The 22,940-nt window shown below is 38.2% G+C and carries 18 protein-coding genes; 8 read left to right on the top strand and 10 right to left on the bottom strand.

Going from position 1 to position 22,940, the window contains the following annotated elements; genetic code table 11:
- Positions 1-7: 7 nt before the first annotated feature.
- The 7 genes from SJY09_RS06015 to SJY09_RS05985 all read right to left on the bottom strand — a co-directional run bounded on the left by SJY09_RS06015 (position 8) and on the right by SJY09_RS05985 (position 8,475).
- Positions 8-1,507: an LptF/LptG family permease gene (locus SJY09_RS06015; protein ID WP_396638059.1), complete on the bottom strand. Its 1,500-nt coding sequence runs from the start codon at positions 1,505-1,507 to the stop codon at positions 8-10.
- Positions 1,508-1,512: 5 nt separating this feature from the next.
- Complete coding sequence (locus SJY09_RS06010; protein WP_396638058.1) at positions 1,513-2,157, bottom strand: outer membrane lipoprotein carrier protein LolA; 645 nt, start codon at positions 2,155-2,157, stop codon at positions 1,513-1,515.
- A 7-nt stretch (positions 2,158-2,164) separates the two neighbouring features.
- Positions 2,165-4,531: a DNA translocase FtsK 4TM domain-containing protein gene (locus SJY09_RS06005; RefSeq protein ID WP_396638057.1), complete on the bottom strand. Its 2,367-nt coding sequence runs from the start codon at positions 4,529-4,531 to the stop codon at positions 2,165-2,167.
- Between the two features lie 157 nt (positions 4,532-4,688).
- Positions 4,689-5,054 (bottom strand): diacylglycerol kinase, encoded by a 366-nt coding sequence (locus SJY09_RS06000; protein ID WP_396638056.1) that lies wholly within the window; start codon positions 5,052-5,054, stop codon positions 4,689-4,691.
- 19 nt (positions 5,055-5,073) lie between these two features.
- Positions 5,074-5,577, bottom strand: coding sequence for a thiol peroxidase (gene tpx, locus SJY09_RS05995; RefSeq protein ID WP_396638055.1), 504 nt, complete (start codon positions 5,575-5,577; stop codon positions 5,074-5,076).
- 117 nt (positions 5,578-5,694) lie between these two features.
- The gene (gene nhaC / locus SJY09_RS05990) at positions 5,695-7,182 is read right to left on the bottom strand and encodes a Na+/H+ antiporter NhaC (RefSeq protein ID WP_396638054.1); all 1,488 of its coding nucleotides are present in this window, start codon (positions 7,180-7,182) and stop codon (positions 5,695-5,697) included.
- Between the two features lie 72 nt (positions 7,183-7,254).
- Positions 7,255-8,475, bottom strand: coding sequence for an aminotransferase class I/II-fold pyridoxal phosphate-dependent enzyme (locus SJY09_RS05985; RefSeq protein ID WP_396638053.1), 1,221 nt, complete (start codon positions 8,473-8,475; stop codon positions 7,255-7,257).
- Positions 8,476-8,628: 153 nt separating this feature from the next.
- On the opposite strand from SJY09_RS05985, the gene SJY09_RS05980 reads away from it, so the two are divergent.
- Both SJY09_RS05980 and lpdA read left to right on the top strand, forming a co-directional pair.
- Positions 8,629-9,090 (top strand): Lrp/AsnC family transcriptional regulator, encoded by a 462-nt coding sequence (locus SJY09_RS05980; protein ID WP_396638052.1) that lies wholly within the window; start codon positions 8,629-8,631, stop codon positions 9,088-9,090.
- 85 nt (positions 9,091-9,175) lie between these two features.
- Positions 9,176-10,582 (top strand): dihydrolipoyl dehydrogenase, encoded by a 1,407-nt coding sequence (gene lpdA, locus SJY09_RS05975; protein ID WP_396638051.1) that lies wholly within the window; start codon positions 9,176-9,178, stop codon positions 10,580-10,582.
- A gap of 48 nt (positions 10,583-10,630) precedes the next feature.
- Here the strand turns inward: lpdA and SJY09_RS05970 are convergent, their stop codons facing one another.
- The 3 genes from SJY09_RS05970 to SJY09_RS05960 form a co-directional block, all read right to left on the bottom strand.
- Positions 10,631-12,049: a DUF3179 domain-containing protein gene (locus tag SJY09_RS05970; RefSeq protein WP_396638050.1), complete on the bottom strand. Its 1,419-nt coding sequence runs from the start codon at positions 12,047-12,049 to the stop codon at positions 10,631-10,633.
- Positions 12,050-12,153: 104 nt separating this feature from the next.
- Positions 12,154-12,384 carry a CDGSH iron-sulfur domain-containing protein gene (locus SJY09_RS05965; protein WP_396638049.1) on the bottom strand — a complete coding sequence of 77 codons (231 nt, stop codon included), beginning with the start codon at positions 12,382-12,384 and terminating at the stop codon, positions 12,154-12,156.
- A 56-nt stretch (positions 12,385-12,440) separates the two neighbouring features.
- Positions 12,441-13,625, bottom strand: a complete 1,185-nt coding sequence (locus SJY09_RS05960; protein ID WP_396638048.1) for a heparan-alpha-glucosaminide N-acetyltransferase domain-containing protein — start codon at positions 13,623-13,625, stop codon at positions 12,441-12,443.
- Between the two features lie 129 nt (positions 13,626-13,754).
- Between SJY09_RS05960 and SJY09_RS05955 the strand changes: the two genes are divergently transcribed.
- The 6 genes from SJY09_RS05955 to SJY09_RS05930 all read left to right on the top strand — a co-directional run bounded on the left by SJY09_RS05955 (position 13,755) and on the right by SJY09_RS05930 (position 22,940).
- A complete protein-coding gene (locus SJY09_RS05955) occupies positions 13,755-14,291 on the top strand; it encodes an NADPH-dependent FMN reductase (RefSeq protein WP_396638047.1) in 537 nt (178 codons plus the stop codon).
- Positions 14,292-14,294: 3 nt separating this feature from the next.
- On the top strand, positions 14,295-15,593 hold the full coding sequence (locus SJY09_RS05950) for an anthranilate synthase component I family protein (protein ID WP_396638046.1): 1,299 nt from the start codon (positions 14,295-14,297) through the stop codon (positions 15,591-15,593).
- 34 nt (positions 15,594-15,627) lie between these two features.
- Positions 15,628-16,941, top strand: a complete 1,314-nt coding sequence (gene tilS / locus SJY09_RS05945) for a tRNA lysidine(34) synthetase TilS (RefSeq protein WP_396638045.1) — start codon at positions 15,628-15,630, stop codon at positions 16,939-16,941.
- A complete protein-coding gene (locus SJY09_RS05940; RefSeq protein ID WP_396638044.1) occupies positions 16,938-18,902 on the top strand; it encodes a cytochrome c biogenesis protein CcdA in 1,965 nt (654 codons plus the stop codon). The genes tilS and SJY09_RS05940 overlap by 4 nt, the downstream gene beginning before the upstream one ends.
- A gap of 107 nt (positions 18,903-19,009) precedes the next feature.
- The gene (locus SJY09_RS05935; protein ID WP_396638043.1) at positions 19,010-21,403 is read left to right on the top strand and encodes a penicillin acylase family protein; all 2,394 of its coding nucleotides are present in this window, start codon (positions 19,010-19,012) and stop codon (positions 21,401-21,403) included.
- Position 21,404: 1 nt separating this feature from the next.
- A complete protein-coding gene (locus SJY09_RS05930; RefSeq protein ID WP_396638042.1) occupies positions 21,405-22,940 on the top strand; it encodes a YifB family Mg chelatase-like AAA ATPase in 1,536 nt (511 codons plus the stop codon).

Genomic DNA, 22,940 nt, shown 5'->3' with positions numbered 1-22,940 from the left:
CTAACATCTAATCGGTTTCTTTCTTTTTGCGGAACAGATTTTTGAAGAAATCCGTTACAGCACCAAAATTGGTCATTCCTTTATCTTCTGTAGCTCTTTTGGTCAAATAATAGCCCAAAGGTAGCATAATCAGTGTAGAAACCCACGCACCTAGCATAGGATGAATGTTTCCTTCTTTAGCATAATTTCCCGCAAAAACTCCTATGAAGTAATAAACGAGAAAAAGAACAATGGCAATAACCATAGGCAGTCCTAATCCACCTTTCCTGATAATGGCACCCAAAGGAGCTCCTACGAAAAACAAAATAATACAAGAAAAAGCCAGTGCATATTTATTATGTAAGGATAAAATGTGAAGATTATAATTTTTATATCTTTTTTGAATTTCATCCTTCTTGCCGGTCACGGAGCCTAATATTCCGGTTGCGGCATTTTTAGCGCTAGTGAGTACCTGTATCCGTTGCCAATCAGGAAACAAATGCAAAAAGTCCGCATTGATAGAATCTTGTTTAGGTTTGTTTTGTCTTAGTAAGGCTACCTTTGCTGCCGTTATCGAGTCTTTTTCTAACCGTTCTTTGCTCTTAACGATTGAAGTGTCTTTAGTTACAAGGGGGGCAAATAGGCCCATTCTACTGGTAATGTTCTTTGAGAAAGCACGCACTATTCTAAAGTTGTCCGTTTTAATGGAATCAATATCTTTTGATAGTCGACTTATATTTTTCATTTTGGCGGTACTTATATTTCTGTCCTCCTCTAAATCTTCGTTGTCTAGCTCGGGAACCTCAATATTCATAATATACGTGTCAAAACTAGCTTCGGCAAAGGGATATTTAAACTTATTTTTCTTGGACTCTACTTCCTCATAATAATGACCGTCCGTTAAAACCAACTGAATAATATCCGAAGTTTCACTACTAATAAGTTCTCCCGTTTTAGCTTTTATCACGGTACTGTTGATATTCGATTTGGTCTTTTTATGTATGATTACGTTTCTTAGGAACCGATCATTCTCACCATATTTTTCATCGACCTTGATATTCATTCCTTCAAAATCACTGAAAATACCCTCTGAAACAGCGGCGGCTGGCTTTACCTTAGCAATATTTTTTCTTAGGTTATAAATTTTTCGTTGTGATAAGGGTATCACATTATTGGCAAAGAAGAAGGTAACTCCACCAAGAATGGTCACAAAAATGATTAAACTGAACATGGACCTTTGTAATGATATGCCTGAAGCTTTCATGGCCGCAAACTCATAATTTTCAGCAAAGGTTCCGAATGTTAATATGGATGATAGTAAAACGGTGAGCGGGAGCACTTTCTCGGTTAAATCTGGCATTAGATAAAAAAGGAACTTCCCTATAATGATAATATCCAAACCTTTACCTGCAAGATCGTCTATAAAGAGCCAAATCGTTTGAAATATAAAGATGAACATCAATATAACAAACGAACTGAAAAAATTAAATGCGAACCTTGATAGTATATACCGGTCTAGAATCCTCAAAAGCCCTAATTCTTAATTATGTAGTACCCAGCATCTGTGTACTTCTTATTATCAAAGGTAAATAAGGTCTCTGAAACTGGCTGATCTGTTTTAAAAGAATTAACAGTAATAGTAGTTTTGGTTCCGTTATTTCCGGTTTCAATGAGCTTATAAATATGTTTTGTGTTTACATCAATACCGAGTAGTCTACTCTTTATTTCGGAGTTAGAATCTATTGGGGTCAATTTTACATATTGTATTTTTCTTCCTTGAACGTTTTGTAAGATATCCCATGAATAATTATGTCCTTCTTTATAAAAAGTAAGCATTTTAGAGGGTGTAATAGCGTCTTCTTCGGTGGATTGGTCTTCAATGGTTACTTCTTCATTTTCAGGGACTATAGTGTACACTTTGCTTCCATCGAATAATTGCTGCGATCCCAAATAATTAAAAAGGTATTTTTCTCCAGATAGCGTAACATCTCCTCTTGTTTCTTGCTTAATACCAGCTTCGGCATTGTCTAAGGCAAACTTGAAATCTACATAAATGTTATCGTAGCCTTTAACTTTATTGTACACATCATCTAATAGCGCCTTTGCTTTTGCGGCATCTTGTGCCTGTGCAAACCCGGCGGTTAAAACTAGTGATGCTAAAAATAATAATTTCTTCATATTGTAATTAATTACCTTCATTATTAAAAAATTGTTCTAATGCGATCATGTCTGGTATAAGCACTTGTCTGGCCTTACTCCCTTCAAATTGACCGACTATTCCTGCGGCTTCAAGCTGATCAATAATTCTACCTGCCCTGTTATAACCTAGTTTCAGTTTTCTCTGTATTAAAGAAGCCGAACCTTGCTGGGCAATTACGATGACCTCTGCCGCCTCTCGGAACATTTTGTCCCTGTCAGCGATATCAATAGCAACACTCGTGCCAGATTCTTCACCAACATACTCCGGCAGTTCATGCGCCTCCGGATAAGCTCTTTGACTTCCTATATATTCCACGATTTTAGCGACTTCCGGGGTATCCACAAAAGCACATTGAATACGGGTTACATCATTACCTTGCGTATAAAGCATATCCCCACGACCTATAAGCTGATCGGCGCCCTGAGCGTCTAAAATGGTTCTAGAATCTATTTTAGAAGTTACCCTAAAGGCTATACGTGCAGGGAAATTTGCTTTAATAAGACCCGTAATTACGTTTACCGAGGGTCTTTGAGTGGCTATGATCAAGTGTATGCCAATTGCCCTTGCTAATTGTGCCAATCTTGCCACTGGAGTTTCAACTTCTTTTCCGGCGGTCATAATTAAATCAGCGAACTCATCAATCACCAGTACGATATAAGGTAAAAACTTATGGCCATCGTTCGGGTTAAGTTTTCTAGCCTTAAACTTGGTATTATACTCTTTTAGGTTTCGGACCATCGCCTTCTTTAGCAGCTCATATCTATTGTCCATCTCAATACAAAGGGAATTCAATGTATTAATAACCTTTGTATTGTCCGTTATAATAGCCTCTTCAGAATCTGGAAGTTTGGCTAAGAAATGACGTTCTATTTTATTGTAAAGTGTTAGTTCTACTTTTTTAGGGTCTACTAAAATGAATTTTACTTCCGCTGGGTGCTTTTTATAAAGCAAGGATGTGAGAACCGCATTGAGGCCTACCGATTTTCCTTGTCCAGTGGCACCTGCCATTAGTAAATGGGGCATTTTTGCCAAATCCACTACGAATGTTTCATTACTTATGGTTTTACCAAAAGCAATGGGTAATTCCATTTCCGCCTTTTGGAATTTACTGGAAGCTATTGCCGAACGCATGGAGACAATAGTTGCATTTTTATTAGGCACTTCAATACCTATAGTTCCCTTACCGGGAATAGGAGCAATAATTCGAATGCCAAGTGCTGCTAAGGATAGGGCAATATCATCCTCAAGGTTTTTAATTTTAGATATACGCACACCGGCTTCTGGTACTATTTCATACAAGGTAACCGTAGGGCCAATAGTGGCCTTTATCTGTGCAATCCCAATCTTGTAGTTTTTAAGGGTATCTACAATTTTGTTTTTATTTTCTTCTAATTCCTCTTGATTTATGGTAATTCCTCCTGTTACCCCATGTTGGTCCAATAGTTCAATTGTTGGGAACTTATAATTACCAAGCTCTAGTGTGGGGTCAAATTCTCCAAAATCGTCTACCAGTTTGTTTGCCAATAAATCTAACTCTTCTGGCTCCTCCACAACTTTCTCAACCTTCATTGCCAGTTCTTCTTCCTCTTGTGGTAGGGTTACTTCCAACTCTTTTTCCGCTACGGGATTTGTTATGGTCGGGATGTCTTTTTTATGTGTATAGGTGTCGATAACAACTGGGATTTCTTCTTCTTTTGAAATTGATACTTGTGTTTCTGTAGGTTTTTCTTTCGCCACCTCAAATTCAGAACGTAGCGCTTGTTTCTTTGATTTAAAATACTGACCAATACCTTCGGGAGTGATTTTAAATAAACGTACCATGATAAAAATTAAACCAAAAACAAGTAATAGAAGCACCCCTATTTTTCCCGTATAATCTTGTAGAAAATCATTCATTTCGTAACCTACGAGTCCACCTAATAGCGGTCTTTCCAGGGCGAAAAAACCAAATGCTATAGAAATCCATATTAGGAAAATTAATCCCCATATCCATTTTTTCAGCATTCCTTTTCGGTCTAAACCTAAAAATAAATAGATGCCTGATAAGCATAATAAAAATGGAATAATCAATGAGGCAATCCCGAAACCCTTGTAAACAAAGAAGTGACTAACGCTAGCGCCAAATTTGTTCAATAGATTTTTAGCTTGTTCATTACGGTCATTGAATTCCGTAAGTAGGCTTTGATCATCTTGCCAAGTAAAATAGAAAGAAATAAAAGAGAAAAACAGGGCGATACTAAAAAGTACCAAAAGACTTCCGAGGATTATCTTATTTTGCTTTGATAATCTAAAGGAAATTTTCTTTTTTATCGGTTTTGATTTTGGCTTTGTCTTGGTAGCCTTTTTTGCCATGGATTCTTTTATTCTAGGGGTAAAAATACAAATTTACTCGATAATCCAGATTTAAAATACCCAGACGCTTTAGTCGAAATCAGTGTTAATTTTTCTTTCTATGTCTCGTGGACTTGCCTCGAAGTTATTTGCTATCTAAGCGGTTTGTATAGCACTATTAAAAAATCTTTGGGATATAAATGATACAGCCGATAATGGAAGCTGCAATGGAAACTAACATCACTGCTCCGGCAGAAATATCCTTGATAAAACCAATTTTTGGGTCAAACTCCGGTTGAATATAATCTGCCACTTTTTCCACTGCCGTGTTCATTCCTTCCACACCTAATACCATTGCTATAGCGAATATTTGAAGTATCCATTCTGTGTTGGATATATCATAATAAAAACCAAGGGCCGTCATCACTAGGGTGATGAAGACCTGTATTTTAATACTGGCTTCCGTTCTAATAAGCAGTAGGGCACCCCGAAGGGCATAACCTACACTTTTTAGTCGGTTGACCAAAAAAGATTCTTTGGGCATGATCTGTGCGTATACTTCTTTAGTTCATAAGTGCTTCTAGAGCAGCCTTGTAATTTGGTTCGTCCACTATTTCTGGAACTTGTTCGGTATGAATCACCTTTCCGTTTTCATCAACTACGACAACAGCTCTAGAGTGTAAAGGGGCTAGTGGACCATCGGTAAATTCTAAATTATATGCTTTACCAAAATTACCATCTCTAAAATCGGATAACATTTCTACATTATCAATGCCTTCTGCTCCACAAAAACGAGCTTGTGCAAAAGGTAAATCTTTAGATATGCAAAGAACAATAGTGTTATCTAACTCAGCAGCTTCTTGATTAAATTGTCTAACGGATTGTGCACAGGTGCCTGTATCTACGCTAGGGAAGATATTAAGTACTACTCGACTACCTTTGTAATCAGATAGTGCAACAGTAGATAAATCGTTTTTAGTAAGTTGAAATTCTGGGGCTTTACTACCCGTTGATGGTAAAGTTCCTAGTGTATTTATTGTATTTCCTTTAAGGGTTACGGAAGCCATATGCTATATTTTTATAATTAGTATGTGAAATTATAAAATATAGAAAGGATATATAAGGGAAATGCAATAAAAATATGAAACAATTATAGCAAGGTCTTCTTGGTTCTACTGAAAACCTTAGTCTTCCTTTTTAGCTACCAATTGTTTTATCTTAATTCCCAGTCCTGCAAAGATTAAGGTCATGATAGGACTTAGCCAGTTGAATATAGCGTAAACGAAGTATTCCATAACACTAACGCCAAGTACTCCGCTATGATATGCTCCGCAGGTATTCCATGGTACCAGTACAGAAGTTACAGTCCCGGAATCTTCCAAGGTTCTACTGAGGTTTTCTGGTGCAAGGCCTCTATCTGCATACGCTTTTGAGAACATTTTCCCTGGAACTACAATAGCGAGATATTGGTCAGAAGCGGTTACGTTCAATGCCAAACAACTGGCTACAGTGCTGGCAAAAAGACCAAATGTGGTCTTAGCTAAGCTTAATAAGGCACGACTGATTCTGGCTAAAGCACCGATACCATCCATGATGCCTCCAAAAACCATAGCGCAGACTATAAGCCATATAGTGCCGAGCATACCCTCCATACCTTTTGCCGAAAATAAATCGTTTAAGGCATCATTATCGGTAGGTATTGATGTTTTTACGGTTATCGCCTTTAGCACACCCTTATAACCGGATTCAAAAGTCAATTCTTTAGTATTGGTTATCCCTGCTACAACATCAGGTTGAAATATAATTGCAAATAAAGCACCTAGTAATGTTCCAATCAGTAAAGCGGCTAAGGGAGGTGTTTTTTTAACAATAAGAAAAATAACCGCTATTGGAACTAAAAATAACCATCCGTTAATATTAAAGGTAGCATTTACCGAAGCCAATATACCGTCTACGTCAGCCGTTCCTGAAGTATCGATATTTAATCCTATAATGATAAATACAATTAAGGTCACTGCTATTGTGGGAACGGTGGTAATGGTCATATACTTGATATGGCTGAATAATTCTCCTCCGGCCATCGCAGGTGCCAGATTGGTCGTGTCACTTAAAGGAGATAATTTATCACCAAAATAAGCTCCAGAAAGTACAGCCCCAGCTGTCATTCCCAAAGATATGCCCAATGCGTCCCCAATCCCAATCAATGCAATACCAACGGTGGCAGCTGTAGTCCAGCTACTTCCGGTGGCGATGGAAATAATAGCGCATATTATCACACAAGCTGCTAAGAATATAGTAGGGTTTAAAATTTGTAGGCCGTAATAAATCATTGCTGGAATAATACCACTAATAAGCCAAGTGCCTGCTAGCGCTCCTACCATTAATAATATGAGCAATGCCCCTGTGGTCGATTTTACATTTTCAGCAACTTCGGCAAGCATCTGTTTATACGATACTTTATTTCTAAAACCTACTATCGCTGCTACAGCACCTCCTAACAATAAAATAAACTGATTGGAACCACTTAATGCATCGTCTCCAAATACATAAACATTATAAGCAAGCATCCCCACCAAAGCAATTACAGGAATTAAAGCCTCATAGATGCTCAATGCTCTGTTTTCAACAATATTTTCGTTTTGCCTATGTTTATTGGAACTTTGCTGGGCCATTTAGTTTTGGTTTGGTTATCTGGTAATATTACGATTTATGCCACGGATGTGCAAACCTGTCTATCTATGGCTTTACGCTTCTACACGTTCTGATTTTAAAATTCCAAGATGTACCATACAGGCTTTCATAAGATTGTATGTTCTTTGAATATCATCATCCAGACCAACGGAAAAACGAATAAGACCATCTCCCAATCCCATGGCTGCCTGTTCTTCCATTGGTATTTCGGAAGAAGTAGATGTTCCAGGGGCACTAAACAAAGTTTTATAAAAACCTAAACTTACGGCGAGGTAACCCAGTTTTTTTTCTTGCATCATTTCCATAAGTGCATTGGCTTTTTCTAGCGTACCAACATCTATGGTCATAAGACCACCGTAGCCATATTGTAGATTCATTTGACCTTTCATTGTCAAATGTCCCTGATGAGATTCTAGACCTGGATATACTACCCGCAATCCGTCTTGTTCAAATTTCTGGGATAGAAATTGTGCATTTTCACTGTGCTTCTTCATTCGTATGTGTAGGGTACGCATATTTTTAAGAATAGAGGCTCCTCGTAAACTGTCCAGCGTGCTTCCCAAAAGCATTCCAGCTCCACTATTTACATCTTTTAGGCTTAGGCAGAATTCTTTTGTACCACACACTACACCGGCAACGCAATCACTTGTGCCGTTAATAAATTTTGTTAAGCTATGAATAACAATATCGGCACCGAGTTTGGCAGGGCTTATCGTTAGTGGAGAAAAGGTATTGTCTACCACCAACGGTATATTGTTGGTTGTAGCTATTTTGGACAAAGCTATAATGTCAGCGACTTCCAACAAGGGGTTGCTTACACTTTCGCAATAAATCATTTTTGTTTTCGGGGTTATGCTTTCGGCCACAGCTTTTAAGTCCGTGATGTCAAGAAAGGAAGTACTAACGTTAAACTTTTTCAGGAAATTTTTCATAAAAGCATAGGTGCCTCCGTATATGGTTCTGCTGCTGACAATATGATCGCCCGCATTACATAGTTCCATTATAACTGCGGTTATGGCACCCATTCCACTGGCAGTAACGTTTGCTGTTTCCGTACCTTCTAAAGCTGCCAATGCTTCACCCAGGTAAAGATTGGAAGGGGAGGAGTGCCTACTGTACAAATAACAACCCTCGGTATTTCCTTCAAAAGTATCGAACATGGTTTTAGCCGATAGAAAAGTATAGGTAGAGGAGTCGGATACGGACGGATTAACACCTCCATACTCTCCAAAGTATTGTAAATCCTGTAAATCGTTTGCTGCTTTCTTGTTCATTTTAGTTTATTTATCATTAAATATAGATTTATATGATTATTTAATCAATCTATATAATAATATTTAGATAATACTTCTAATGTTTATTATTATATTAGATTTTTATTCTAAATAGGTTCTTTTTGGAAAGCGAATAGAGAAAAATTATCAATTATGAAATTTGACGAAATTGACCTTAAACTAATGGGGTTACTACAAGAAGATTGTAAAAAAACAACAAAGGAGTATGCTTTAAGGCTCGGACTCTCCAACACCGCCGTGTATGAGCGAATTAAGCGGTTAGAGAAATCCAATACAATTCACGGATATGTAGCATTGCTGAACAAGGAGTTGATCAATCGGAGTTTTACAGTTTTTTGCCACGTTAAACTAATACAACATACCAGAGCTAATATTCAACAATTTGAAAAAGATGTGCTAAAACTAAATGAAGTTGTGGAATGCTATCATTTAAGCGGCGATTATGATTATTTGATTAAGATTCATGTACAGGACATGCCGGCCTATAGAGAGTTTATGATTTCAAAGCTGACCACGCTACAACATATAGGTAGCACGCAAAGTTCATTTTCTATTAATGAAGTAAAGCATAGTACAGCAGTTCCCATACTTTAAGGTTTTGAATTAAATTCGGTCTTGTAGTCCTATAAAACATTCGTATTTTTGTTAGACAAATTTTAATAGACCATAATCCATTTTTATGAATCAATATGATGTAGCCGTTATCGGCTCAGGACCTGGAGGATATGTAGCCGCCATTCGTTGTGCGCAATTAGGAATGAAAACTGCGATAATTGAAAAATACGCCACACTAGGTGGCACCTGTCTCAACGTAGGTTGTATACCTTCTAAGGCCTTGTTGGATTCTTCTCACCATTATGAGGATGCCGTAAAGCATTTCGCGGAGCATGGTATAGAAATCCCCGGAGAGGTTAAGGTAAATCTAGAACAGATGATCGCTAGAAAGCAGGGCGTTGTAGATATGACTACCAAAGGCATTCAATTCTTGATGGATAAGAATAAGATAGTCGTTCATGAAGGCTTGGGTAGTTTTAAGGATGCTACTCATGTGAACATCAAAAAGAACGATGGCAAAACAGAAACCATCGAAGCTAAAAATATTATCATTGCAACTGGCTCAAAACCATCTACTTTGCCTTTTATAAAGTTAGATAAAGAACGAATTATAACTTCTACCGAGGCTTTAAAACTTAAGGAGATTCCTAAGCATATGATCGTTATTGGTGGTGGAGTTATAGGATTGGAACTTGGCCAAGTGTATAAGCGACTGGGGGCAGAGGTAACTGTTGTAGAGTATATGGACCGTATTATTCCCGGTATGGATGCGGCGCTTTCTAAGGAACTGGCGAAAGTGATGAAAAAGCAAAAAGTAAAGTTTGCCTTATCTCATAAAGTGAAATCAGTAGAACGTAAAGACGATACGGTGATTATAAAGGCCGACGATAAAAAAGGAAAAGAAGTTGTTTTTGAAGGTGATTATTGTCTGGTATCCGTTGGAAGAAAGCCTTATACGGACGGACTTAATGTTGAAGCTGCCGGAGTAAAGTTAGATGATAGGGGTAGAGTTGAAGTAGATGGTCATTTGAAAACAAATATTTCAAATATCTATGCTATCGGCGACGTGGTAAAAGGAGCTATGTTAGCCCATAAGGCAGAAGAAGAAGGAACTTTGGTCGCAGAGCAATTAGCGGGACAAAAACCACATATTGATTATAATTTGATTCCAGGTGTCGTGTATACTTGGCCGGAAGTCGCTGCGGTCGGTAAGACCGAGGAAGAACTAAAAGATGCTGGCGTTGCCTATAAGGTGGGTCAGTTTCCTATGAGAGCATTGGGTAGGTCTAGGGCAAGTATGGATATAGACGGATTCGTAAAAATACTTGCTGATAAAACTACCGACGAAGTTCTTGGAGTGCATATGATTGGAGCACGCTGTGCAGATTTAATTACTGAAGCTGTTACGGCAATGGAATTCCGGGCATCAGCAGAGGATATTGCTCGTATGAGTCACGCACATCCAACCTATGCAGAGGCTGTTAAAGAAGCGGCATTGGCTGCTACTGAAGATAGAGCCTTGCATATTTAGTATTAACATTGAAGATTGACATATCCAGGGCAATTGCCTTTTGGATAATTACTTCACTAAAATTGTATTCGGAAACGCAGCTTTGTAGCCGAACCAGAAAGCATTGTGGGTGGCTAATCTTTCTAGAACTTTTCCGTTACTACTTATTAGCTGCTCTTCTTGTAATTTCCATATAGTTCCAGAATTATCTGTAGCAGTAATCTTGTTATCATAGTCGATAAAATGAATTCCTTTAGAAAAATAAGTGCGGTGCGCACCACTTTTATCAGTAAAAACGACATAAGACTCGTTAGCAATATTAGCTTGATAAATAGGATTCTTTTTCAAGAATTTACTAGAAATCGCATAGTTTTCTGTGGTAACATCGGGTAAGCGAACGGAGAGGATTTCATCTTTGTTCTTTAGAGAGGTATCTATTTTTGGAATAGTAAACATAAGTTCATCCGTGCTAAAATAATTTTTATAGGCAACACCTTCACCGTAATCTCTTCTGTGACCCGTATTTGTTGATAAAACGCTAGTGTTGGGATGTAGTGTTTTCCAATCTCCCCAGGTGGTGGTAACAACACTTAAAAAGTCTAATTGTATGCCTTTATTCGTTAATGGACCTATTACAGGTTCTCCTTCCAAAGTACTCCAAAGCGATTGTGTCTTTTTATCATACATTAATTTATTAGAACGATATAGGAAACCACTAGTGCCCAGTTCGTAATTAATCCCTTTGTGTTGTGTCTTGTATAGTATTACCGTACCGCATAAGGTGCAGTATACTCCGGCAACGGGTACTTCCCCTACCGTATCCACGAACATTTCGTGCCAGGCAAGAATACGCTTGGGATAAGCTCTAACATCTCCATTGATAGCAATACCAAAAACTATATCGTCATCGTTTAAATAAGTTGCTTGGTTAGCAGGTATCATTAGTGGATTTCGTAAAGGAGGAATACCATCTTGCAGAACTCCGCCCCAACGTACTTCATCTAAACGTATTTTACTCTGGTCGGCCCTACCTGAAAAGTACTTATAGAATTTGGAATCTATAGCTTGATGAAGCTGCGCTTTGAATTCAAAGTAGTCTTTAGAGTAACTCTCTTTTTTGTTCCAGATATATTGAAACGTTTTATCAAAATTAACTTCTATTTCTAGCTTGGCTTTTTTCTCCAGTAATTTTCTAAGTGACGACCTAACTCTGGAGTCATTAGAAAAATAGAGGGTCTCTAGAACCATAATTTCATAGCGCTCTTCCCAATTTTTATCAATTTTAAGAATTAAGGCGTCAATAATTTTTTCATCGCCAGTGGTGGCTAAACTCAGAAAATCGGAAATAGGTACATCAACCGTAATCAACACTTCTTCGTCTTCTATGTTGCTAGCTTTATGTTCTGACTGCCTTGATAATAAAAAAAATAGCGAAATAAGACTAATTGAAAAACCGAAAAAGGTCAGCCAAGCTACAGATTTAAACATAATCATAGAAGTTTTATGAATTATGTCGTTTAATTAGCCAAATACTTAGCGGTTTAACAGGACTTTAATAAAAGAGCACTGAAATAGAGAGTATAGCGGTTGTATTACGCATTATGAGACCCATCACAATAGGGAGGATTGGCGGTCTTTTTACAAGTACACAGATAAGCCTGCTTATCTTCATCAACACTAAACCCTAACGATGGCGGTTTATTATGTGCTCTATGCGCACCGTCACAAAAGGGTTGGTTGGCACTATGGCTACAAGTGCACCAAGCGTAACGCTTATCCTTTTCTAAGTCTACCGCAATGGGGGCATATTTTTTATCTTCCATAACTATTGATTTTTCGTCAATTTAGATAAAAAGAGGGAGTTAAACTTGAGAAGGTACTAATTTTTAGTCAGTCCAAATAGTCTCAAAATTTTGAGGGAAAGGAACCTAACAAGACCAAAACTTACTAGAGTTACGCGTTCTACAGGTAATTTAATAGTACCTATAAATTTGTTGACAGCTGCTTTTATAAATACCTTATTGCTTTCGTAAAGTAGTGCTAGGTAAGCGCAAACGACCATGAATAAAATGGCACTCGCGGTAACTGTCCCTGGAGATAAACTATGGTTGAAGAAGCCATAGAGGCCTAATCCTGTAAAACTTCCATAAAGAATAATGAAATGCACAACATATATAGAGAGGGTGCTCTGCCCTAATTTTAACCCAACTTTATTGGTAAGAAATTTTCGTAAGAGCATAAATACAGCGAACACCACTAAGACATCACCTAATCGTATGAATAAATAATTGTTGAAAAAGATATCAGCGAATAGCTGAATTCCGGTTACCTTGGAAACTGTTAAAAAGAGTTCAGAGGAGCCAAAGATTAAAAGTGCTCCTAAAACTAGTGAAATACCTATGGCATAGGAATAAAGGTTTCTATTACTACTATATTTTTTAAATATAATAGCCATAAAGCTACCGAAGGTTGCATAACCAAACCAAGGTAAAATAGTGAAAACAGAACCATTGGCCTTTGTGAAGTAATTGGCTATCCACTGCGGTAATAAATAAAAATTCACTGTTTTGTAGTACGGTTCAAAAACAAACAGTAAAGTGGTAACTGTTAATAGCACTGTAGGAAACAACCATTTTCTATGATTGGCAGTTAGGACATAAATACCAATAATACCTAGTATAGAAAGCCCAATACAATGCAGCACGTCTACTAGATAAAACGAATCGTAGATTTCACCTTGGAATAGGCCTAAAAGATTTATTCGTAAAAGATAACCGATAATTAAGAGTTGGAATCCTCTTCTTATACCTTTTTTCACTCTCGGGTTGTCCCACCCCAATGCTGGAACTTTTATCAACAAATAGGTGAATATGAATCCAGAAACCGTAAAGAATACGGGTGCGGTGATTCCTCTAAAATACTTCCAAATACTGAATACAACATTGGAATTATCTCTAAAAGCATTATCAAGAAGCCCATCGATAAAATGCCCTTGGAGCATCATTAAAATTGCCCAAGCCCTGATAGCATCAATAAAATAAAGCCTCATGTCTTTTGTTTGCATCGTATTTCTCTTACCCTATATACTTAAATAACAGTATGTTTGGATGTTTTGAAGCGCAAAACTATACAAAATAGTGGCAACTCTATAGGATTTGGGCTATTTTCGTAAACCTAATAATCCATATTATTTATGTCCTATATTTTCGGTTTTGCTGGTAGTAACTCATCAACTTCTATTAATTATAAATTGGTTCGTTACACGACGTCCTTAATAAAAGCCAATGATTTGCGCTTATTGGATATGGCAAATTGTCCATTTCCTATGTATAGTGAGGATTATGAACAGGAAAATGGATATTCTAACTCGCTTATTGAGGTTAAGAATACCATACAGAATGCAAAAGGTATCATCCTTTCCGTAAATGAGCATAATAGTAATCCTTCTGCCTATTTCAAGAATCTTATCGATTGGCTGTCCAGAGTTGACAAAAACTTCATCGATGGAAAAAAATTGTTCTTGATGTCTACTTCTGGGGGCAAAAGAGGGGCTAAAGGAGCTTTTGAAGTCACGGAGAAGTTACTTACCCGTTTTGGAGCGGAGTTAATAGCATCTTTTTCACTTCCCGGGTTTCATGATAATTTTGATATGGAAAAGGGTATTCTAGATGAGGAGCTATCCCAATCCCATAGGGAAGCACTTGAGAAGTTCATGGAAGCAATTGGCTAATTTTTGAGGAAGACAAAAACCTATACGACCGACACTCCCGAGCTATTTAAAGAAGCACTTTTATCTTGGTCTCAACAGTTTGATGAAGTGGTGTGGTTAGATAGTAATCAGCATACAAACTCCTATAGTTCTTTTGATGCAATACTTGCTGTAGATGGCTTAACGGCCTTGTCTACGGATGATGCCAATGCTTTTGAAAATCTAAAAGAGTATCAATCGCAAACTAAGGATTGGATTTTTGGTTACGTATCGTACGATCTTAAGAATGATGTTGAGCCACTAAAATCGAATAATTTTGATGGTTTAGAATTTCCCGAGCTCTATTTTTTTCAGCCTAAAAAAATCATTAAAATAATTAAAAATCAGGTTCATTTTATATACCTGAACATGGTTTTTGATGCGGTTGAATCTGATTTTTCAGAAATCTCCAAGTGTAGTCTAACGAGAAAGAAAACTCCCAAAAAACCGCACAATGTGCATATTAAAATGCGCATCTTTAAGGATGAATATTTTAGGCAGGTCGAAAAAATGCTCGATTATATCCGTAAAGGCGATATCTATGAAGCTAATTTCTGTCAAGAATTTTATATGGAGGATAGTATTATCGACCCAATTTCTATTTATAAAAACTTAAATGAAATTTCGCAAGCTCCTTTCGCTAGTTATATAAAATTGTTCGATAAATATGTGCTCTCCGCCTCACCGGAACGCTATTTGAAGAAAATAGGGACTAAAATTATTTCGCAACCTATTAAGGGTACGGCCAGCAGGTCTGTTGATATAAAAGAGGATATTCTATTAAAGACGGAACTAGAAACAAATCAGAAAGAGCGGTCCGAGAATATCATGATCGTAGATTTGGTTCGGAACGATTTATCAAAAAGTGCGCTAAAAGGAAGTGTAACGGTAGAGGAGTTGTGTAAGGTGTATTCCTTTGACCAAGTACATCAAATGATATCCACTATTTCCTCAGAGATCTCCGAAGATACGAACGCTGTTGATGTACTCAAAGATACATTCCCTATGGGAAGCATGACAGGGGCTCCAAAGATTTCCGCTATGAAAATTATTGAGAAGCTAGAATCATTTAAACGTGGTGTTTATAGCGGAGCTATTGGTTATTTTACCCCAGAAGCTGATTTTGATTTTAATGTGGTTATTCGAAGCATTATATACAATGAAACGAAAAAATACCTGTCTTACGCAGTAGGGAGTGCCATCACTGAAAAATCTGAACCTGCGAAGGAGTATGAGGAATGTCTGCTAAAAGCGAAGGCCATGCGTCAAGTGTTGGAAGAGTAACCTCCTTAATTCCCTAATTAATTACCTTTGTGGCATGCTTCAGGATTTTAGAGTCCATATCGAAAAGAACTTTCCAGAACTATTGAAACATAAGTTCTTTATAGCTTGTAGTGGCGGTCTGGATAGTGTGGTACTTGCACACCTGTGTCAAAAGCAGCAAATGGATTTTGTATTGGCACATTGTAATTTTCAACTGCGAGGAGAAGAAAGTGATTTAGATGCGGAATTTGTTGAAAAGCTTTCCCTTAAATGGGATAAAAAATTGTATGTAATCCGTTTTAATACCAAGGCCTATGTTGCCGAACATAAGGTCTCCGTTCAAATGGCCGCTAGGGAGCTCAGATATCAGTGGTTCAATGAAATAATTGCTACTGATGGATTGAAGGCCATACTTACAGCGCATCATGCGGACGATAACTTGGAAACTTTTCTTATTAATTTATCAAGAGGCTCCGGCATAGAAGGGCTTACGGGGATTCCTCAGAAAACAGAAACGGTTTACAGACCACTACTAAAGTATTCTAGGGCTGAGTTATTAGAATACGCCGAAAAGAATGCCTTGGAATGGCGAGAGGATGCTAGTAATGCGGATACCAAATATTTAAGAAATAACATACGGCATCAAATTATTCCAAAGCTAAAGGAACTCCATCCTTCATTTTTATCAAATTTTAAGCATAGTATCGCTTACTTGGACCAAACCAATGCCTTGGCGAAGCAGGAAATTAGGACTTGGAAAAACAAACAGTTCATTGCTGATGGTAATCAATTTAAAATATCCATCTCTTCATTGAAGCAGTGCAACCCACTGAAAGCTTATTTATACGGTTTGTTCAAGGACTACGGTTTTAGGGAATGGAACAACGTCAAAGACTTATTGGAGGGAATGAGCGGTAAATCCGTTGTGTCAAAAACGCATCGTTTGTTAAAGGATAGGGAATATTTACTGCTTTCGGAAATTAATGAAATCACTGGAAATTCATTAAGCTATACCATTGAAAAAACGCATAAAGTCCTCGTAAAACCCTTATCCATTGTTTTTTCTAAAGTGACACAAAGAGCAGAAAATAGTGAGCATATAATTTATGTAGATGAAAATGCGTTAAAATACCCACTAGTGATAAGGAAATGGAATAAAGGCGACTACTTTTATCCCATCGGTCTTCATGGAAAGAAGAAACTGGCTAAGTTTTTCAAGGATGAAAAGGTTTCTCTTTTAGATAAAGAAGCGCAGTGGTTGCTTTGCTCAGAAGATAAAATTGTTTGGGTAATAGGAAGAAGAGCGGATAATAGGTTTAAAGTTGTGGATACAACCACCGAAATAATGAAAATAGCGATAAGAGTATGAAAGTTTTATTTTTTAGTTTTTTCTTTTTGTTCACATCCTTCTTAGCCATAGGTCAGGATGATGAAAACCCCGTGGTTTGGAGCAAGGAAGTAAAACAAATATCGGATACGGAATACGATTTAATCCTTGAAGGAACTATCTATGAGGGCTGGCACGTTTATTCCCAGTTTACCGCTGAAGGAGGTGCGTTGCCAAGTGATTTTAGTTTTAAAGGAGCGGGCGTAGATTATGAGCTTATAGGTGAAGCTAAGGAAAGCAAAACCGTAAAGGAGTACAGCGATATTTTTGAGGTAGAAGAAACTTTCTTTAAGGAGAAAGCCGTTTTTACACAACGGATAAAATTACTTGATACCAAAACAAAACAGATTCAGGTCAACCTTTTTTACCAGGTCTGTAAAGAGGTTTGTATTCCTGCGGATGTAGATTTCACCTTCTCTTTGGATGGTTCTGCTATCTCAGAACAGGCCATAACTTTGGATGATAAGAGTAAAGTATTAAGCGATAAGCTACGTTTAAACCTAAAAAACCGTGTATTGCTCACTCAAGGGCAAGAAAGCATCAGCTCAAGCTCTAGCTTGTGGGTATTGTTCGCTTTAGGATTTTTAGGGGGGTTAATTGCATTATTGACCCCATGCGTGTTTCCCATGATACCGCTAACGGTTTCCTTTTTTACGAAGCATTCTCAAAAGAAATCTAAAGGAATAGCAAATGCCTTGTTATACGGATTCTTTATTGTACTCATTTATTTTTTACTGAGCCTACCCTTTCATTTGTTCGATTCGGTAGATTCTCAAATATTGAATACCATTGCTACCAATGTGTGGCTTAACCTGGCATTCTTTGCAGTTTTTATATTTTTCGCTTTTTCCTTTTTTGGATATTACGAACTGACTTTACCGAGTTCTTGGGCAAATAAAATGGACGCCGCATCTAGTAAAGTAGGGGGCGTTCTAGGTATATTCTTCATGGCCGTAACCTTGGCCATAGTTTCATTTTCTTGTACGGGACCTATCCTCGGAGGGCTTCTTGGAGGTACCACTTTAGCGGAGGGTGATGTGGCCATAAACTTAACCGCCGGTATGACGGGTTTTGGAGCAGCACTGGCGCTACCGTTTATGTTATTCGCACTATTTCCTGCTTGGTTGAATTCATTGCCCAAATCCGGAGGTTGGATGACGACGGTTAAGGTGGTACTTGGATTTTTGGAAATAGGATTGGCGCTTAAATTTTTATCCAATGCCGATTTGGTAGGGCATTGGGGCATTCTAAAGCGTGAAACCTTTTTAGTTATTTGGATTTTATTAGGTTTGTTAATGACGCTTTATCTGTTCGGAATTTTCCGCTTTCCACACGATGGACCAAAACAGAAACTATCTATTGGGAGAAAAATAACCGGAGTAGTCAGCGCCATTTTTACGATATACTTGATATTAGGTCTTACCCATATGACCAACTTAAAATTATTAAGCGGATTTCCTCCTCCAGAATTCTATAGTGTTTTTGAACAGGAAAGTGATTGTCCGCTAGGGATAGACTGTTTTAAAGACTTTGAAAGTGGTTTGGCTTTCGCTAAAGAGAATAATAAACCCATACTACTCGATTTTACGGGATGGGCCTGTGTCAACTGCCGTAAAATGGAAGAAAATGTTTGGAGCGAACCAGACATTTACCCTATCCTTAAAAATGATTTTGTGCTTATTTCATTGTATGTGGATGATAGAAAAGAATTGCCTGAAGAGGAGCAGTTCAATTTTCAATATGATTCTGGTCGGGTAAAAGAGATAACAAATATCGCACAGAAATGGGGTACCTTCCAGGATGTGAATTTCAACGCAGTTTCACAACCCTTCTATGTGTTGCTTTCGCCAGATTTAAAGGTGTTGAATACATCCATCCAAAACACCGATGCCGATACCTATCGTAAATGGCTTTTAGAAGGATTACGGAATTTTAAGGAATAATAGGACAAGTTGTATTGTTCAAAATCTTAATAAAAAGCAGGAGTACGAGCGTTCTTATTTGAAAATTTATCCTACCTTGGGGTCAAACTTCCCCCTAAGACCAATAAATGAAAACGTTTAAAAAAATCGCACTCTTTTTGTTAGGACTCCTTTTGCTTGTCCTACTTATCGGAGTGGTATTTGTTCAAAGCCTTAAGCCGGATTATTCTGGCAAAAAACCCCTCACAAATCTTGAACAAAAAGTGGAGGTGTATTACGATACCTATGGGATTCCACATATTTATGGTGAAACAGAATTGGATGCTTTTCGTACCTTAGGTTATGTTCATGCACAAGACAGGCTCTGGCAAATGGAACTGCTCAGAAGAGTGGGAAGTGGCAGATTGTCAGAAGTTTTTGGAAAAGACCTTATTGAAACGGATAAGTTCTTTCTTAATCTAGGAATTGATGAGGCATCGAAAAAAACAGTGGCTTCGGTCGATGTTAACAAAAAATCCATTCAACTGGCAGAAGCATATATTAATGGGATAAATCAGTATATAGCTGAAGGACCAACACCAATTGAATTCTATTTAACTGGTATTGAGAAAACCGACTTTTCTTTGGAGGATGTCTATAATACCATGGGATATATGGCCTTTAGTTTTGCTATGGCCCATAAAACGGACCCGCTCTTAACCAATATCAACAATAAATTGGGTTCCACTTATCTAGCAGATTTAGAAATAAATAGTAGCACCGATTTAGAATGGATTAAAAACTATAACCTTTCTCCTAAAGATTCCATTCAAAATACCATTACCGCCTCGGTGACGCAAGCACTTGGGAATTTAGACCTTCCCCTTTTTGAAGGAAGTAATAGTTGGGTCATAGGGCCAAAGAAAACGAAGAGTGGTAAGGTGATTTTAGCTAATGACCCTCATATCGGATTTTCTCAACCCGCCGTTTGGTACGAAGCGCATGTAGAAACACCAACATACTCCAAATACGGCTATCATATGGCTGGAATTCCTTTTGCGCTTTTAGGGCACAATAAAAATCTAGCCTTTGGCATTACCATGTTTGAAAATGATGATGTGGATTTTTATTACGAAGAAAATAATCCCGAAGATGAAAATCAATACGCCACTGAAAATGGTTGGAAGAACTATGAAACTATCTCCAAAACTATAAAAGTAAAGGATACGACAGCAGTTTCCTTTACGTACAAAAAATCAATTCATGGTCCAGTTTTAAACGGTGTTCCGGACTTGGTAAAATATGAACGTCCAATTGCCTTTTCTTGGATATATACGCAAATGGAAAATAGGGGTTTGGACGCTTTCTATGAAATGGGTAAAGCTACCGATTTAACCACATTTAAAGCAGCACTTCCAAAATTACATGCACCAGGATTGAACATTATGTATGGAGATGCCCAGAATAATATAGGATGGTTCGCTACAGCACAATTATATGAGATTCCGGATAGTGTGCATACAAAAATGGTATTTGAAGGCGGTAAAGGTTTGCCTGTTCAGAAAACATTGTTGGATTTCTCTAAAAACCCTCAAGCGGTCAATCCGCCTTGGAACTACGTGTATTCTGCAAATAATCAGCCAGATACTATCGCGGGAATGTTGTATCCGGGTTATTATTTACCAGAAAATAGAGCTAGAAGAATTGTAGCCCTTTTGGAACCAAAGAATGACTGGGATAGTGCTTCGGCAAGCGAAATGATAGTAGACATTACGTCTTCCGTAGCTCCTGAAGTAATAAAGGATTTTACAAAACTAATGGATATCTCTAGTTTGGATGATACCGAAATGAAGGTGTTGGATTTGATGGGGCAATGGAAAGGGGACTATCCCTTAGAAAGTGTTGCAGGGACCATTTATACGCGTTGGGTGTATTATTTCTTAAAAAACACCTTTCACGATGAATTGGGAGATGAACTATTTCAACAGTTTTTGGCAACACACCTGCATAAAAGGGTCATTGCGCCTATGGCTGCTAAACCCAATTCCGTTTGGTGGGACGACAAAACCACGCAAAATAAAATAGAAACCCAAAAAGACATTGTAGTGGATGCCTTCAAAAAGGCCATAAGTTCTCTGGATTCGGATTTTGGTCCCGACATAACGAAATGGACTTGGGACAAGGTACATACGTTGGAACATCCACATCCTATTGGTCAGGTAGCTGCTCTACGCTCATTCTTTAACGTGGGGCCATTTCCGGTAAGTGGAACGCGGGAGGTCATCAACAATATGTATTTTGGTTATGACGAAGAGGGGTTCTATGAAACAACCAGCGGACCTTCTACACGTCGCATCATAGATTTTTCGGATATCGAAAACAGTAAAAGCATTCTACCTACCGGGCAATCAGGAAATCCATTCAGTTCCCATTATAAAGACCAAGCAGAAATGTATATCCAAGGAAAGTTCAGAAAAATGATGATGAACGAGACCGTAATTAAGAACTCTAAAGAAATCCTTATTTTTAGCCCAAAGGAGTAATATGCTTACAAAGGTTTATGGCAGCGCCGTTTTTGGTGTTGAGGCAACGACAATTACAGTAGAGGTAAATGTTGATAAGGGAGTGGGGTACCATCTGGTGGGGTTACCCGATAATGCTATTAAGGAAAGTAATTATAGAATAGCGGCGGCACTCCAAAATAACGGATACAAAATCCCTGGGAAGAAAATTACCATTAATATGGCTCCGGCAGACCTTAGAAAGGAAGGTTCTGCGTATGATTTAACCCTAGCTTTAGGGATTTTAGCTGCTTCCAGTCAAATTCAGTCTGAAGAGATTGGGCAATATATTATCATGGGAGAGCTATCCCTAGACGGTAGCCTACAACCCATAAAGGGGGCATTGCCCATTGCGATAAAAGCGCAAGAAGAAGGTTTTAAAGGCTTTATTCTCCCTAGTCAGAATGCCAAGGAAGCGGCCATTGTGGGCGACCTAAAAGTATATGGCGTAGATAATATAAAACAGGTATTGGAATTTTTTGACCAAGGCACGCCATTAGAACAGACCATTATTGACACTAGGGCCGAGTTTTATAAAAGTTTAGATTTTCCAGAATTTGATTTTTCCGATGTAAAAGGGCAAGAGAGTATTAAACGCTGTATGGAAATTGCAGCCGCTGGCGGGCATAATATAATTTTAATTGGTCCTCCAGGAGCGGGTAAAACCATGTTAGCCAAACGATTACCCTCTATTTTACCGCCAATGACTTTGCAAGAGGCTTTGGAAACGACCAAAATACACAGTGTTGTCGGTAAAATAAAGAATATGGGTTTAATGAACCAACGCCCGTTTCGTAGTCCACACCACACAATTTCGGATGTGGCTTTGGTCGGTGGGGGAGCATACCCACAACCTGGAGAAATTTCTTTATCACATAACGGCGTGTTGTTCTTGGATGAATTACCTGAGTTTAAAAGAGGTGTGTTGGAAGTAATGCGGCAACCTTTAGAAGATAGGGAAGTGACCATATCCAGAGCACGTTTTACGGTAACCTACCCCAGTAGTTTTATGTTGGTGGCGAGTATGAATCCCAGTCCTGGAGGTTATTTCAACGACCCTGATGCTCCCGTAACTTCCTCTCCGGCGGAGATGCAGCGCTATTTAAGCAAGATATCCGGCCCCTTATTAGACCGTATCGATATACATATTGAAGTAACTCCAGTGCCTTTTGAGAAACTTTCGGAAGATAGAAAGGGCGAAAGTAGTGTGGATATCCGTAAGCGTGTTACCGTGGCTCGGGAAATACAAACCAAGCGTTTTGAGGCCTTGGAAAACGTGCATTATAATGCACAGATGAGTACCAAACAGATTCGGGAATTCTGCAGGTTGGATGAGGCTTCAAAAGCATTGCTTAAAAATGCCATGGAGCGTTTAAACCTTTCTGCACGTGCTTATGACCGTATCTTAAAAGTAGCACGTACCATCGCCGACTTGGCCAATGACGAAGCATTAAATGGAAACCACATCAGTGAGGCCATACAATACCGTAGTTTGGATAGAGAGGGGTGGTTGGGGTAG

Source organism: Maribacter sp. R77961 (assembly GCF_044594925.1).
In the GTDB taxonomy this organism is placed as follows: Bacteria; Bacteroidota; Bacteroidia; order Flavobacteriales; family Flavobacteriaceae; genus Maribacter.
This window is presented reverse-complemented; position numbering and strand designations above follow the sequence as displayed.

Excerpts from the sequence above, each read along its gene's own strand:
- SJY09_RS05980 (WP_396638052.1), top strand. The coding sequence starts at position 8,629 with ATGAAATTTGACGAAATTGACCTTAAACTAATGGGGTTACTACAAGAA.
- SJY09_RS05935 (WP_396638043.1), top strand. The coding sequence starts at position 19,010 with ATGAAAACGTTTAAAAAAATCGCACTCTTTTTGTTAGGACTCCTTTTG.
- SJY09_RS06000 (WP_396638056.1), bottom strand. The coding sequence starts at position 5,054 with ATGCCCAAAGAATCTTTTTTGGTCAACCGACTAAAAAGTGTAGGTTAT.
- tpx (WP_396638055.1), bottom strand. The coding sequence starts at position 5,577 with ATGGCTTCCGTAACCCTTAAAGGAAATACAATAAATACACTAGGAACT.
- SJY09_RS05985 (WP_396638053.1), bottom strand. The coding sequence starts at position 8,475 with ATGAACAAGAAAGCAGCAAACGATTTACAGGATTTACAATACTTTGGA.
- SJY09_RS05970 (WP_396638050.1), bottom strand. The coding sequence starts at position 12,049 with ATGTTTAAATCTGTAGCTTGGCTGACCTTTTTCGGTTTTTCAATTAGT.
- SJY09_RS06005 (WP_396638057.1), bottom strand. The coding sequence starts at position 4,531 with ATGGCAAAAAAGGCTACCAAGACAAAGCCAAAATCAAAACCGATAAAA.
- SJY09_RS05965 (WP_396638049.1), bottom strand. The coding sequence starts at position 12,384 with ATGGAAGATAAAAAATATGCCCCCATTGCGGTAGACTTAGAAAAGGAT.
- nhaC (WP_396638054.1), bottom strand. The coding sequence starts at position 7,182 with ATGGCCCAGCAAAGTTCCAATAAACATAGGCAAAACGAAAATATTGTT.
- lpdA (WP_396638051.1), top strand. The coding sequence starts at position 9,176 with ATGAATCAATATGATGTAGCCGTTATCGGCTCAGGACCTGGAGGATAT.
- SJY09_RS05955 (WP_396638047.1), top strand. The coding sequence starts at position 13,755 with ATGTCCTATATTTTCGGTTTTGCTGGTAGTAACTCATCAACTTCTATT.
- SJY09_RS05940 (WP_396638044.1), top strand. The coding sequence starts at position 16,938 with ATGAAAGTTTTATTTTTTAGTTTTTTCTTTTTGTTCACATCCTTCTTA.
- SJY09_RS05960 (WP_396638048.1), bottom strand. The coding sequence starts at position 13,625 with ATGCAAACAAAAGACATGAGGCTTTATTTTATTGATGCTATCAGGGCT.
- tilS (WP_396638045.1), top strand. The coding sequence starts at position 15,628 with ATGCTTCAGGATTTTAGAGTCCATATCGAAAAGAACTTTCCAGAACTA.
- SJY09_RS05930 (WP_396638042.1), top strand. The coding sequence starts at position 21,405 with ATGCTTACAAAGGTTTATGGCAGCGCCGTTTTTGGTGTTGAGGCAACG.
- SJY09_RS06010 (WP_396638058.1), bottom strand. The coding sequence starts at position 2,157 with ATGAAGAAATTATTATTTTTAGCATCACTAGTTTTAACCGCCGGGTTT.